Origin of the sequence: Ihubacter massiliensis, assembly GCF_024125305.1 — a bacterium.
Classification (GTDB): domain Bacteria; phylum Bacillota; class Clostridia; order Peptostreptococcales; family Anaerovoracaceae; genus Hominibacterium; species Hominibacterium faecale.
On record NZ_JAMXVH010000001.1, the window covers coordinates 268,635 to 282,214 of the forward strand.

A 13,580-nucleotide genomic window follows, 5' to 3' on the forward strand; every position below is an offset into this window, starting at 1 on the left:
ATGAATTTCGAGAGACTGGAAGAAAAGCTTGATATGGTATACGAAGACAAGCTGAAAGCAGAACGGGACTTTGCGCAGGGCTCTATAAGCGGACTCGAACGGGGATATTATGCCGGGATGCGGCTAGCTATTACCTCTCTTGGGTTACAGGTAGAAGAGAAGAATGGAAAGCATACGATTGTGAGGTGATTAGACATGGAAAAAGGGCTGCTATATTGCACCGCAAGAAACACGGACTGCATGGAAATCTATGCAGGGAAAGGACAATGCCGGTTAAGCACATGCGTCTTAGATGATCCGGCATACATAGCAAAAGAAGAGGAAAAAGAACAGCGGCGGAATGAGTTGTTGAAAAAAGAAAGGCGGTGCCGACAAGAGGAACAGGTTGCGGCTACGAAGATACGAAGGCAGACAAAAACACTCTCCATACAGGAGGAAATCGAAAGGAAGAAACGAAAAATGGAAAGGCTGTATACCCGTGGAATGACCAGGGCCGCGGACAAGCTGTCAATGGAGATCGGGCAGTTAGAAAGGAGAAAGAAAGCATGAGCTGTACAAAAAAAGTATGTCCGGAGGGACTGTCGACATGTTGTGGAGCATGTATCCGTAAAGCGGTTGGAGCCTGTGATGGCGTATGTGACCGTGCTACTAAACCGGATGCCTGTGTAAACTACGTAGATCAAACAGAAAAAAGAGCAATCCGGCGAGCCGAAAAAAAGAAAGAACGCCGGACTCTGATCTGGATGATTACCTTATTTATCATCATCCTTGCAATTTTGGCAGTGGGAATCTATCAAAGTTACAAGAATGCAGAATATATCGCGACAATAGAAAGCGGACTGCCGGTTGCCGCCGATCAGTCCGCATGCACCTATAAAGGTACTATCATCACTTATAGTATACCAGATCCGGGGGTGAGCTGCAATGATCGATAAAGCAATCGCCCAGATCACAGATGAAATGATGATCATAAATCAACCACTCATACAATTGATAGAGGAACATCTTACAAGTATCTGCACGACAGAAGCAGTTGCGGAAAAGTTACTTGCGAAGGATAAAAGCTTGAGAGAGTTAAACGATGCAATATGGTCCGAAGCTGAAAAAAGGAAATCAGGAAAAGGAGCATATATTCCGGAACCTGAAATCTTCACAATGGCAGAAGCGTATTATGGCATTACAAAGGCAGACAAAAACACGTCAGGCAGTGCTGATGTGATTGACATCTTGGATTTGATATAGGTGAAGAATATGGACGTTAATAAAAAAGTGGAAGAACTATTAAAAAGGCTTCCACTTGCTCCTCCAGGCGTGGAAAAATGGGTGCGTCGAGAGGTTGTAAGCAATGCGTATATCATTTACAGCAACTATGAGGACAGAGCTGTCTGCACACGTTGTGGGCGCAAATTTAAAATGAAGCGGTTTCCGTATGCGTCACATAATACGAAATGCACCTGTCCGAATTGTAAAGCGGAAGCAAAGTTTAAGGCGGCAGGAATTGGAAGAAAAAAGCTGACTGAACAGTTCAGAATCCTAATTCTAACGCATAGAGGAAAAACCGTTTACGGAACATTGTTTGAGATTGATATGGATTTTACAGCATTCGGAGTCCCGACACTCTATACGTGGCTATCCGCGCTGTATGTATTTACGGAAAAAGAACAAAGATATTTCAAACATCATCCTCCCGATTATTATAACGGCGAATATTGGACGGAACCAAAAGCCTTTAAATTACCACATCCACCAACCGGGTATAACTGGGGAAGCTGGTGCAAGTATGAGCGGACGGAAATCTACAAAGGTAACCTGGAGGCGGTATTTACAAAAAGCTGCCTAAAATATCTCTGGCAGCCGGAATTTTTTGAGAAAGAATATTTTAACGCATACGATTATATCCGATATATACAGCAGGGCTTGAAATATCAGAGTATAGAATTGCTGCTAAAAGCTGGATTCCGGCAGCTGGTATTAAACCGGATCAACGGGATGACAACCAGAGCGATTAACTGGAAGGGAAGAAATTTAAAACAGATTCTTCGGCTTCCGAAGCGATGGCATAAAAAAGTAAGAGAACAGGACATGGGATTCCGCGAACTTCTCTTTTTTCAAAAGTTAACAGAACGGGAAAAAGCGATGCCATGGCAAGTGATAGAGACGGCTATGCAATATGACTACCTGCAAGACGATATTGCTAACCATATATCGTTCATAGAAGCGGCGAAATATATGGAAGAAGTGCAGGATACAGAGACAGGACACATGAGCCTACCAGACTACCGGGATTATCTTGTGGCCTGCGAAAAGAACGGCGAAGATATGCGGCGCAAAGCAATTCTTTTTCCGAACAATTTTGGATGGGCGCACGATCAAGCAATCGAAAAGTATGAACAGCAGCGGGATGAACACCTCAACGAATTAATCCGGAAACAGGGCGAAAAAATAACGGGAATGAAAGAGCCATATTATGCAGATGGATTATTGATCCGGCCCGCAGCATCACAAACGGAGCTGAATCGTGAGAGCCAAAAGCTGAATCATTGCGTCAAAACCTACGGGAGTCAGATGGCAGATGGAGGGTGTGCGATCCTGTTTGTCCGGAAGGAATCGGAGCCGGACAAGCCCTATTATACGCTGGAGATTTCGCCAGACAGAGAATTTCGGCAATGTCGCGGCGATCACAATTGCAGCATGACGGAAGAGGTGAAAGCCTTTGTTCGTAAATGGCTGAAATCAATACAGAAAAAGACAAAGAAAAATAAAGAGGAGGCAGCATAATGGAAAATATCATAAATGCAGATTACCAGGTGGTCCAGGAGCGGACACTGCCGGTCATCATATCAGAAATCAAAACAATTGAGGCCCAGGTATATAAAACGGCCATCGACGGAGCGGCGGAGATCGGCGCAAGGCTCCTGGAAGCGAAGGAGCAAGTTGGACACGGAAACTGGATCACATGGTGTGAAGAAAACCTGAATTACACCCCAAGACAGGCACAGAATTTTATAAAAATCCACGAAAATTACAGGGACGAAAACAGCCCCTACGCAAATACGAAGATGTCTTCGCATTTAAGCATTTCCAAGGCCTTAGCCCTTTTACAAGTACCGGAAGAGGAAGTGAAAGAATTCGTAGAAGATCATGATCTCGAGAATATGACAGTGAAAAAGCTAGAAGCAGAAATAAAAAAATGGAAACAGCAAACAGAAAAAATGAAAGAGGAGACGAACATTGCCAGAGTGGACAAAGAAATTGTGGAAACTGCGCTGCAAGAATTAAAACAACGTGATGAGGAAAAACAAGCGGCCATAGAAGAAAAAGAAGCAATGATTGAGGAACTAAACGAGAAACTACAGAACCTGAAGAAGAACCCGGAGGAGAGTGTGCGGATCATGGCGCTGGAAAAGCAGATACAGGAAGAAAAGGAATCTGCGAAAATAGCCAAAGAAGAACTGGAAAAGGAGAGGGAGGCAAAAGAACAGGCGATCCAAGCGGCGATTGCAGAAAAAGAAGAGATACTCAGAAAAGAAGCAGAGCAGGCCCAGGCCGAAATAGAAGAAAGCAAGCAGGCACTGGAAGAGAAGCTGACCGAAACGCAGAAAAAACTGGCGCTCTCCAATAATGCCGATATCACTGCCGTAAAGATAAAAATGGACTTGATACAAAAAACCTTTATGGAAGTGGACATTGCGATTGAAAATATCGGATTAGAGGACAAAGAGCAAGAAAGCAAACTACGTGATGCAACAAAACAGATCCTGCAAGGTCTGATAGATCGACTGTAAAGGTGAGAGATATGTCAAAACCAAAGATCACAGATACCCAGCTCAAAAAGGAGTTGAACTCCGGTACTACGGTACCGGCAATAGCCGAAAAATATGGCCTTACTCCGAAGGGAGTGAGGAATCATATCACAAGGTTACATAAAAAAGAACGAGAAGAACCAGCCTATCGATCCTACGGCCAGCAGCAGGGCGAGAAACTAAAGGAACAGGCAAGGGTAAACCCAAACAACTGCCTGCAAACACTCTTGGAGAGTGAAAAAATTAAAACCAAACAGCTCTTACAAGAAATGAAGAAACTAGAAGAGGAAAATACCATTCTCCGAACCGAAGAGCTCCGATGGATACAAACAAAAGTGGCGCTGCCGCCGGAAACGCCAGAAGGAACTCCAGATGAAGACTGTCCAGAGTATATTGTGACAATTGCAGGGGCAGCCAATTCCAATGTTTTAAAATACAGTCCGGATGGCACGTGGTTTGATGATAACGGCTTTGTATATAAAGTTATCGCATGGCAACCGCTACCAGAACCATACAGGGAGGGATAAAACGGAGGAATGGAAATTAGACCAATAACTTTTAGGCAAGCCTGTGATTTTGTAAGTCAACACCATCGTCACCATAAGCCTACGGTTGGTTGTAAGTTCAGCATTGGGATATTTAAGAACAATACTATCGTAGGCGTAGCGATTTGTGGTAGACCAGTCAGCCGCTACCTTGATGACGGGACGGTATGTGAGATAAACCGATGCTGCACGGATGGTACACGTAACGCATGCTCTGCGTTATATGGAGCTTGCTGCCGAATAGCAAAAGCGATGGGATACAAAAAAATAATCACATATACCTTACAGTCAGAGCCTGGCACGAGCCTTAGGGCAAGCGGGTTTACATGCGAAGGTACTGCTGGAGGTAAACATTGGACCGGCGTACGCAAAGGCGGAGGGCCCCCGGAAATGAAAAATCGGTGGACAAAGCTATTAGGAGGCAATAAAAAATGAATGAATTCGTGAAGCTGTGGGCTGCAAAGTATTTATGGGATATCGGTATCGGCCTTAGTGTAGCAGCTGCAGCTGGAATCGTATATATAATACTTTTCCTGATAAAACGGTTTAAAAAGTAAAGAAGGAGAATCAAATGAAAGGTAAATGGAAAGTAACTTTTAATCCGGCTATGGAAAACTCACCCTATGGAGTCGTGAGAATAATCGATTTAGATAAACCTGAACATTCCGGTAATCGAGAATATTATGTTGAAGGTTTTTTTAAAAGCAAAGCGCAAGCAGAAGAAATTGCCAATAGATTGAATGGTGATATTGATCCGTATGAAATACCACCATACCTAGATGAACGAGAGGAAAGCATATGAAAGAAAATCAGGAATTAGAACAGTTGGTTGCAAATGCTGCAAAGCGGTTTATGACAACATTTAGAGACATGGTTAAAGGCGTAACAAAAATGGCACAAGACATAAAAAAGGATTTTAAAATAAGCATGGCCATACAACTAGCGGATCCCAAAATTCGTAAGCTGGCCTTATATCATCCAAAAGCCCGAGTGCGCAAAAAGAATCTAAACAGAATAATCCGAGAGTATGAAGAAAGAGGCCGAAAATGATGAGGAATAAGATGGGAATTGATAAACCATGAAACTGATAGTTAGTAGCGAAAAAGAAGCGGTTGATATTTGTAACGCTCTTGCACACGCCATGATTGAGATTACTCAGATAGGCCAATAAGGAGGAAAAAATGGGATACGATGTACCGTATGAAATTAAACGGCATATAGGAATATTAAGTAAGAATAAAAGTGGTTGGAGAAAAGAACTGACACTAACAAGTTGGAACCATGAACAACCCAAATTAGATATCCGAAACTGGAATGAAGACTATACAAAGCATAATAAACAAGGAACTTTCACAGATGAAGAAATGAGAACCTTGAAAGATATATTAAACAAACTCGACATTTAACTACATTATATATAGGAAAGAAAAAGCCTGGGACAAGTTCCCAGGCACAGCTATAGGAAAAAAGAATCTACATTATATATATGCGCCAAGCGACTGAAAGCAGGTCGCATTAAAACTTGATAAGAGTATTAAACTTAGAATAAGGAAAAGCCATGAAATATTATAGAGATACGATCGTAGCAGGCAAAACGGTGATGACGAAAATTTTTGCCAGTGCTAGAGTTAAAAATAAAAAAGGTGAAAAAAGAGAACCGAAGATCAGCCCAACACGGGAGAGTGTCCAGAAAGTGAATCTCAGAAATGCAGTATGGACACTTTGCGCTCTGCTGAACGAATATTTCGGAAAAGGAGATATGTGGATAACTTTTACATACGCATCTGCACCCGACAAGGAACAGGCAAAAAAAGATTTGGATAACCTAATCAAAAATCTTAGGAAGCATCATAAAAAAAACAATCGTATTTTTCGATGGATTGCGGCGACAGAATATAAAAACAGCCGAATCCATCACCATTTTGTTTGCAGTCGAACCGATCTGGAAATAATCGAAAAATATTGGCCACACGGCTGGGTGACGCCAAAGCCGCTGGACGCTTCAGGAAATTATCTAAAGTTGGCAGAATACATCATAAAAGAGACGGATAAGACATTCAGGGAAAACGATTCTCCGACGAAGGCGCGATACAGACGGAGCCGGAACATGCCGATGCCGGAGGCAAGTCGGGAGGTGGTGACAGACAGAGTAATGCGTAATGGTCCAGTCGCACCGAAAGGATACGATGTCGACAAAGATACAGTACATAGATATGAACACGGGATTCTCGAAATTGATTGCATGCAATACATTGCAATCAGCAGGACGGAAGAGCCACGACTCAAGAGATGGTATCGCGGGAAAAAAGTTAAATTGGAAGGCGAGTATAAAGTGCCAGAGGAAAGACAGCTCACATTTAGTGAGCTTATTTGGGATGGAGTGATAGCGTGAATAGGAAAGTAATCAAACGAGTGTTAGAAGAAATGAAAGTTGCAAGGTTGCAAGTTATGAGTATCGAACAAAGTTTAGAAAATATTATTCCGGGATTTGCAAAGGACACAGTGGTGGGCTCATCTCCAGAATTTCCATATACAGCACATCCTATTACGATAGAAGGGCATAATGATCTGGAATATGAGAAGCTGGTAGCGGATTTAAAACAGAAGCAAACCGAATGGTATCATAAAATCCGTTTAGCTGAAAGGGCATTGAGAGAGGCGGAACCGGAAATGCAGGATATGTTGCGCAGATATTATGAGAACGGACAAACAATGGAACAGATCGGAGAAGCTACAGGGTATACAAAGGGAAGAGTATCCCAGAAGCTAAAAGAATTCTTTGAATGATAAAAGATTAAACACATTAAACAAAAAGGTATGTTATTATGGTATTGAGTAAAAAAGCAAACAGCCATGTGTCCAGGCTGTGAAACTTTATGTTAACGCCAACAGAGGACGTCCGAAAGGGCGTCTTTTGTATTATTAAAAAAGAGGGTGAGGCAGTGTTAAAAGCGTGTCAGTACTGCGGCAGGATTCACGCAAAGGATTATGACTGCGGGCAGAAGCCGAAAAAAATATATAAGAACTATAAGAAGAACACTGATCCGAGCCAGGCTGATCGGTTCCGTTGGTGCGGTGCATGGAAGCGTAAGGTGGAGCAGATCAAACAGCGGGACATATATCTCTGTCGTGCTTGCCTTGCAGAACTGGAAGGGACTGATCGGAAGTATAACGGCAATGACCTGTCGGTCCATCATATTGAACCGCTTGAAGAGGCGTACGACCTCAGGCTGATGGACAGCAACCTGATCACGCTCTGCTCGATGCATCATAGGCAGGCGGAGGACGGGAGCATAGACAAAGCAACACTCAAAAGACTTGCTGCGGAAGCACCAACAGAACCATGATATCCCCCCCGCCAAAAAAATCAGGAAAAATATAAGCTCCTATACACCGACAGCCCCACCACCGAATATAACAAATTCCCACAACGGAAAACTGAAAGGAGGAAGCCATGCCGGCAACAAAGCCCTATTTAGTATTAGAACAAGAAAAGAAAAGTCATCGAACAAAGGATGAAATCATGCAGCGCAGGGAAGCCGAAAAAGCGACAATTACAGGCCAAAAAATGAAAGAATGGCCCGAAATTCGAGAAAATAAAGTTGCCCACAAGGAATTTCTCCGGACAAAGAAAGTGCTGGAAGCAATCGATAAATTCGATGAAATCTTCGCACCGGTTGTTAATCGGTATTGCCTCCTTCAGGCGGAGTGTAAAGACTTCAAGGAAAAGCGAGAGCATTTTTATCAAAACATACAGAAGCTTGAAGAGGACTATGAGAATGATCCGGGCTGTATGAAGCCAAAAGAATATCATCAACTCCAGGCACAGATGGAAACCGTACTCATCAGCTGCGACAAGCAGGTGCAAGCAAAAAGAAAGATGCTCCTGGATTTGGAAAAAGAAATGTGCCTGACGGTTGCCTCTGCGCTGCGGAGCATCCCAAAAAAAGCTAAAAAAGAAGAAGATCCGCTGAAAGGGATTTTGAAACGATGATCAAAGATACACAGGCATACAAATATGCAAAATGGGCAGCAAGGAAGAACAATAAAAAAACTCCAAAATACGTGAAGAAACAGGCCAAAGCTTGGCTTGACATTATTGCAGGGAAAAATCGGGAAGCTTATTTCGATAGTGAGGAATACGAAACAGTTTACGGACTGCTTGATCTGATGCAGCATCCGGATTTGAATTGTAAGCTGTCTGATGGGTTGGAAGACTATGCTCACTTTCTGATCACGGCAACACTGTGCACAAAGCTAAAAAATAAGCGAGACTTGGATATTCGATATTACAATAACGTGGTATTGGAAATTGCAAGGAAAAATTTTAAGACCTTCAATGCGGGGGTCATTTTTATTTTGCTGCTTCTGACAGCGCCGGACTTTGCCAGACTGTTTTCCGTAGCACCGGACTTAAAGCTGTCACAGGAATTACAGCTTGCCATTAAGCGGATCATCAAATCATCGCCAGCGCTCCAGACATGTGGCAAAAGCGCATTCAATATTCTGCGTAGCGAGATTCGATGCGAAATTAACGATAACACATATATTCCTCTAGCCTATTCGCGGGATAATATGGACGCGAAAACGGTAACGGCCTTCCTGGCCGATGAAGCTGGGAACTTAGATGAATATCCCATTGAGGCCATGCGCTCCGGGCAAATCACGCTGATCAATAAGCTTGGTATTATCATTTCGACACAATATCCAAACGACGATAACGCTTTTATTGATGAAATTGACCGAGCCAAGAAGGTATTGGATGGTCTGACCGAAAATAAGCGAACTTTTGCACTTTTATATGAACCAGATGATTACTTAAAACAGAAAGATCGCTGGAAAACAGACGATACAATCATCTATCAAGCGAACCCAGTGGCAATCAACAACCAGGATGTGAGGCAGAACATACTGGAAAAAAGAGAATTGGCAGTGCTTTATGAAAATAAGCGGGAGAATTTTCTTTGCAAACACTGCAATATCAAGTATAAAGGGCTGGGCGTTGAGGGATATATTGACGTCAACAAGGTACGGGAATGTCAAGCAGAAGAGAATGATGCCTTCTGGAAAGGGAAGCGAGTTTTTCTTGGAATGGATTTATCTCAATCCGATGACAATACGGCGGTAGCCATGTGTTGCATCGATGATGAGGATAACATACACGCGAAAGTTTTTGGCTTTGTCCCAGAGGAGCGCATAAAAGAAAAAACGATGAAAGAAAAAGTCGACTACAAAAAGATGATTCGGGAAGGCTGCTGTTTTGCTTGTGGTGATGAAGTAATCGACTATCAATTTGTCGAAGAATTTATTTTAAGTCTCCCGGAGCGGTACGGGGTGGAGATCGTGAACCTGGGATATGACAAATGGAACGCAATCAGTACCGTACAGCACTTGGAAAGCGCAGATCCGGGAGTCGAGTGCATCGAAATTAAACAACATAGTTCCGTATTGCATTCGCCGACAAAATTGCTGCGGGAGAGAATTTTGCAGAAAAGATTTGCATATGAGGATAATCTGCTTCTGGAAATCAACTTTTCCAACGCAAAATGTACCGAAGACACAAACAAAAATAAATACGTGAACAAAAAACGGTCATCAGGAAAAGTAGATATGGTTGTCTCGCTGATCAATGCGATGTACTTGGTCGAACAGGAAATCTTATATGGTGATGATTTTGTTGTACAAACAGCGTAAGGAGGAATAAATGGGAAAGATATCGGATTGGTGGGAGCGACTAACGGAAAAGCGGGCCGGAACAGATGAAACCGTGCTGGAAGAGGTTGAGCCGCCGATTGAAGAACCACTATTGCGGGCACTACTCGGAAACGAAATACTTTCGCGATCAGATGCTCTAAAAATACCAGCTGTGAATAGCAGCGTAAATATCATTGCGGATACAGTTGCGTCAATACCGCTGAAATTGTACAAACGAATGGCAGATGGATCAGCGGAAGAAATCAGAGACGATCCACGATTGCGAATACTAAATGAAGAGACTGGAGACACCCTTACCGCGAAACAGATGTGGAAGGCGGCAGTTACAGATCGGTTCCTTGGAAAAGGCGGATATATCTACATCAATCGAGTGCGCGGAGAACCAAAATCTTTGCATTATGTCAAAGAAGAATATGTGCAGATCATACGCAGCCCGGATGTTATTTTCAAGGACTACGATATTATTGTCCAAGGGAAGCGATATTATCCGTTTGACTTTATTAAAGTTCTACGGAATACAAGGGATGGAGCTGCAGGAGAAGGGCTGACCAATGACAGCGACCTAATCTTGCAGGTCCTTTTTAGTTCCTTAAAATTTGAACAGGGACTCGTAGAACGTGGTGGGAATAAAAAAGGCTTCGTTCAAGCAGTAAGAAAACTATCGAAAGCGGCCATTGATGAGCTGAAAGCTGCATGGAGAAAAATGTATACCACAAGTTCGGATAACGTCGTGATCCTAAACGATGGATTAACGTTTAAGGAAGCGTCGAATACGTCTGTGGAGATGCAGCTCAATGAGAACAAGTTGACAAACTCGAAAGAAATCTATGGACTGACAAGAGTGCCGGAAAAGATCATAACCGGATCTGCATCCAGCCAGGACTCGGCAAACTTCATAAAATCCGCCGTCAATCCTGTTTTGGAGGAAATCGCAGCAGCAGTAAACAGAGAACTATTACTTGAGAGTGAAAAAGATTTGCTATTCTTTGCGCATGATACAACGGATGTTTTAAAGGGAGATATAAAGAGTCGATATGAAGCGTATAAACAGGCAATCGACGGTCATTTCCTTACAGTCGACGAAGTTCGTATAAAGGAAAAATTACCGCCTACGGGTATGGATTTTATCAAGTTAGGACTAGATTCTGTGCTGTTTGACACGGACGCAAAGGAGTTTTATGTACCAAACACAGATAAAACCTATTCGTTAGGGGAAGCAAGGAAGGTGAGAAAAGAAGATGAAAGCGGAGATTAGGGCTGACGGCCTGCACGTATCCGGCTATGTCAATGTACCGGGCCGGGCAAGTAGGCCAATTTTTACAAAACGCGGAAAGGTAATTGAAATCATTGAGCAGCGCGCTTTTCAAAAAGCAATTGACCGGGCGCAAAGCATTCAGCTGCTGCTGGATCACAGAAAGGATAAGGTGCTGGCATCAACAAAAGACAAAACATTAGCTGTGCGCGAGGATGAAGTCGGGTTAAGAGCCGAGGCAACCGTAACGGATCAAGAGACGATTGCAGCCGCAAAAGCCGGCCGACTGAAGGGTTGGTCGTTCAACATGCTTAATCCGGTGGATGAATTAGAAGAACGCGCTGACCAGCTGCCGATCCGAAGAGTGAAGGATTTTGACATGACGGAGATTACACTTGCTCTGGATCGGATACCTGCTTATTCTTCCTCAACAATCGAGTTAAGAGCAGATGAAGAGGTTGAAACAGAGGCACGGGCGATGGAGACAGAGGTTATCCTGTCAGAAGTGGAATCAGAAGAAGTGGACAATTCGGTGTATCGGAACCGGGCATATAAAGCAAGAATTTGAGAAACGAGAAAAGGAGATTAAAAATGGGTTTAAAAGAATTACTGGAAAAAAAGAAAGAAAAACAAAATGAAATGCTGAAGCTTGTTAATAAGGCAGATGGAGAAGAGCGTGCCATGACAGAAGACGAAATCAAGCAGTTTGAGGATGCGGAAGCAGAAGTAAGGGCCTTGGATGCAAATATTGAGGCTGTGAAAAAGGCAAGAGAGATAGAATTTGAGGATCCTGAAGATAAAGGGGAAGGCGAAAAGAGAACGCAGGAAGAAGCCGAAGAAAGAGCATTTGAGCGGTTTATAAGATCAGAGTCAGCAGAAGAACGGGCGGACGTCAATTGGACAAAGGGAAGCAACGGTGCCCTAATCCCAACAACCATTGCGAACCGCATCATCGAGACCGTTAAGGATGTTTGCCCGATCTGGGAACGGTGTGAGCATTTTAACATAGGCGGAGATCTGACGTTCCCAGTATACGATGAATCGGAGCAGAAAATCACAATGGAATATGCGGAAGAGTTCAGTACACTGGTATCCACTTCCGGGAAGTTTACAAGCAAAACATTGAAAGGCTATCTGGCCGGATGCTTAACAAAGATTTCGCGCTCCCTGATTAATAACTCGGCTTTTCCAATTGTGAATTATGTAATTGGGAAAATAGCAGAGGCGGTCAGCCTGTGGCTAGAGCGGGAAATGCTGATCGGAACAGCAGGGAAAATTGAAGGAATGAGCACAATTTCACAAACGGTAACAACGGAGTCATCAGTAGCCGTACACGCAGATGAACTGATTGATCTACAGGAGGAGATCCCGGATCTCTTTCAGGCAAATGCAATTTGGATCATGAATAAGAGCACAAGAAAGGCCATCCGAAAGCTGAAAGATGGAGACGGGAATTATCTCTTGAATAAGGATCTGACATCAACATGGGGATACACGCTTTTGGGAAAACCGGTATATTGTTCCGACGCTATGCCAGAAATCGAGGCAGGAAAAACGACAATTATTTATGGGGATCCGACAGGCCTGTATGCAAAAATTTCGGAGGACGTTGAAATCCAGATGCTGCTGGAAAAATTTGCGGATGAACATGCGATTGGCGTGGTAGCCTGGATGGAAGCTGATGCAAAGGTAATTGAGCCACAGAAATTGGCAAATATGAAAATGAAAGTGGCATAAGAAAGGAGCAAATAATGAAAATTAAAGCATTAACAAGCTTCGCTGGTAAAGTATCTATGTATGAGGGGCAGGTGCGGGTCTGCGAACAGACAGAAACGATCAAAGCACTGATCCGTGATGGATACGTCGAAGTGTTAAAGGAAGACGAAGACACTGAATCCAAGAAAACAGAAAATATTGAGGCCACACCCGAAGAGGAGGAAAAACCACAGAAAGCCGGTAAAAAGAAATGAAACCAAGCGAGTTAGATGTAGCATACATAGCGAACTACCTCAGAATTGATGAGCCGGACGAAAATACCATAAAAGAGCTGCAGGAAATCTTGTCCGCGGCTCTTAATTTTGCAAAATCCTATACAGGGTTAAACGATAAGGCCGTGGACGAAATACCGGAAATGACGATTGCGGTGCTGACTCTTATAGGGGATATGTATGATAATCGTCAATTTCAAATCGATAAAACAATGCCGATTAACAGGACTACCGACATGATCCTGTCAATGCACTCTGTAAATCTTTTGTGAGGTAA

Annotated in this window: 22 protein-coding genes; all 22 read left to right on the forward strand. The window is 43.2% G+C overall.

The annotated features are described in order from the left end of the window. The 22 genes from NIA71_RS01190 (at window position 1) to NIA71_RS01290 (ending at window position 13,575) form a co-directional block, all read left to right on the forward strand. Complete coding sequence (locus NIA71_RS01190) at window positions 1-189, forward strand: hypothetical protein (RefSeq protein ID WP_253019416.1); 189 nt, start codon at window positions 1-3, stop codon at window positions 187-189. 6 nt (window positions 190-195) lie between these two features. After that, a complete protein-coding gene (locus NIA71_RS01195) occupies window positions 196-549 on the forward strand; it encodes a hypothetical protein (protein ID WP_253019417.1) in 354 nt (117 codons plus the stop codon). Then, on the forward strand, window positions 546-935 hold the full coding sequence (locus NIA71_RS01200; RefSeq protein WP_253019418.1) for a hypothetical protein: 390 nt from the start codon (window positions 546-548) through the stop codon (window positions 933-935). Before NIA71_RS01195 ends, NIA71_RS01200 begins: the two co-directional genes overlap by 4 nt. Continuing rightward, window positions 925-1,242: a Cas9 inhibitor AcrIIA9 family protein gene (locus NIA71_RS01205; protein WP_253019419.1), complete on the forward strand. Its 318-nt coding sequence runs from the start codon at window positions 925-927 to the stop codon at window positions 1,240-1,242. The genes NIA71_RS01200 and NIA71_RS01205 overlap by 11 nt, the downstream gene beginning before the upstream one ends. 9 nt (window positions 1,243-1,251) lie before the next feature. Next, window positions 1,252-2,778 (forward strand): PcfJ domain-containing protein, encoded by a 1,527-nt coding sequence (locus NIA71_RS01210; protein ID WP_253019420.1) that lies wholly within the window; start codon window positions 1,252-1,254, stop codon window positions 2,776-2,778. Continuing rightward, a complete protein-coding gene (locus NIA71_RS01215) occupies window positions 2,778-3,785 on the forward strand; it encodes a DUF3102 domain-containing protein (RefSeq protein WP_253019421.1) in 1,008 nt (335 codons plus the stop codon). Before NIA71_RS01210 ends, NIA71_RS01215 begins: the two co-directional genes overlap by 1 nt. An 11-nt stretch (window positions 3,786-3,796) precedes the next feature. Next, window positions 3,797-4,330, forward strand: a complete 534-nt coding sequence (locus tag NIA71_RS01220) for a hypothetical protein (protein ID WP_253019422.1) — start codon at window positions 3,797-3,799, stop codon at window positions 4,328-4,330. 9 nt (window positions 4,331-4,339) lie between these two features. Beyond that, on the forward strand, window positions 4,340-4,783 hold the full coding sequence (locus NIA71_RS01225) for an XF1762 family protein (protein WP_253019423.1): 444 nt from the start codon (window positions 4,340-4,342) through the stop codon (window positions 4,781-4,783). Next, window positions 4,780-4,905, forward strand: a complete 126-nt coding sequence (locus NIA71_RS19835) for a hypothetical protein (protein ID WP_290445957.1) — start codon at window positions 4,780-4,782, stop codon at window positions 4,903-4,905. Before NIA71_RS01225 ends, NIA71_RS19835 begins: the two co-directional genes overlap by 4 nt. A gap of 14 nt (window positions 4,906-4,919) precedes the next feature. Further along, the gene (locus tag NIA71_RS01230) at window positions 4,920-5,150 is read left to right on the forward strand and encodes a hypothetical protein (RefSeq protein WP_253019424.1); all 231 of its coding nucleotides are present in this window, start codon (window positions 4,920-4,922) and stop codon (window positions 5,148-5,150) included. Then, entirely contained in the window at window positions 5,147-5,398 is a 252-nt protein-coding gene (locus tag NIA71_RS01235) for a hypothetical protein (RefSeq protein WP_253019425.1), read from the forward strand. The genes NIA71_RS01230 and NIA71_RS01235 overlap by 4 nt, the downstream gene beginning before the upstream one ends. A gap of 131 nt (window positions 5,399-5,529) precedes the next feature. Further along, entirely contained in the window at window positions 5,530-5,754 is a 225-nt protein-coding gene (locus tag NIA71_RS01240) for a YdbC family protein (RefSeq protein WP_253019426.1), read from the forward strand. Window positions 5,755-5,906: 152 nt separating this feature from the next. Beyond that, window positions 5,907-6,740 (forward strand): rolling circle replication-associated protein, encoded by an 834-nt coding sequence (locus NIA71_RS01245; RefSeq protein ID WP_253019427.1) that lies wholly within the window; start codon window positions 5,907-5,909, stop codon window positions 6,738-6,740. Beyond that, complete coding sequence (locus NIA71_RS20025) at window positions 6,737-7,135, forward strand: sigma factor-like helix-turn-helix DNA-binding protein (RefSeq protein WP_253019428.1); 399 nt, start codon at window positions 6,737-6,739, stop codon at window positions 7,133-7,135. Before NIA71_RS01245 ends, NIA71_RS20025 begins: the two co-directional genes overlap by 4 nt. Window positions 7,136-7,224: 89 nt before the next feature. Continuing rightward, entirely contained in the window at window positions 7,225-7,695 is a 471-nt protein-coding gene (locus NIA71_RS01255) for an HNH endonuclease (protein ID WP_253019429.1), read from the forward strand. 107 nt (window positions 7,696-7,802) lie between these two features. Next, window positions 7,803-8,342, forward strand: a complete 540-nt coding sequence (locus NIA71_RS01260; protein ID WP_253019430.1) for a hypothetical protein — start codon at window positions 7,803-7,805, stop codon at window positions 8,340-8,342. Then, window positions 8,339-10,042, forward strand: a complete 1,704-nt coding sequence (locus NIA71_RS01265; RefSeq protein ID WP_253019431.1) for a terminase TerL endonuclease subunit — start codon at window positions 8,339-8,341, stop codon at window positions 10,040-10,042. Before NIA71_RS01260 ends, NIA71_RS01265 begins: the two co-directional genes overlap by 4 nt. A 10-nt stretch (window positions 10,043-10,052) precedes the next feature. Beyond that, window positions 10,053-11,318, forward strand: a complete 1,266-nt coding sequence (locus NIA71_RS01270) for a phage portal protein (RefSeq protein ID WP_253019432.1) — start codon at window positions 10,053-10,055, stop codon at window positions 11,316-11,318. Beyond that, complete coding sequence (locus NIA71_RS01275) at window positions 11,302-11,883, forward strand: HK97 family phage prohead protease (protein WP_253019433.1); 582 nt, start codon at window positions 11,302-11,304, stop codon at window positions 11,881-11,883. The genes NIA71_RS01270 and NIA71_RS01275 overlap by 17 nt, the downstream gene beginning before the upstream one ends. A 23-nt stretch (window positions 11,884-11,906) precedes the next feature. Then, the gene (locus NIA71_RS01280; protein ID WP_253019434.1) at window positions 11,907-13,052 is read left to right on the forward strand and encodes a phage major capsid protein; all 1,146 of its coding nucleotides are present in this window, start codon (window positions 11,907-11,909) and stop codon (window positions 13,050-13,052) included. 14 nt (window positions 13,053-13,066) lie between these two features. Continuing rightward, entirely contained in the window at window positions 13,067-13,285 is a 219-nt protein-coding gene (locus NIA71_RS01285; protein ID WP_253019435.1) for a hypothetical protein, read from the forward strand. Beyond that, window positions 13,282-13,575, forward strand: coding sequence for a head-tail connector protein (locus NIA71_RS01290; RefSeq protein WP_253019436.1), 294 nt, complete (start codon window positions 13,282-13,284; stop codon window positions 13,573-13,575). Before NIA71_RS01285 ends, NIA71_RS01290 begins: the two co-directional genes overlap by 4 nt. The last annotated feature ends 5 nt before the right edge of the window (window positions 13,576-13,580 follow it).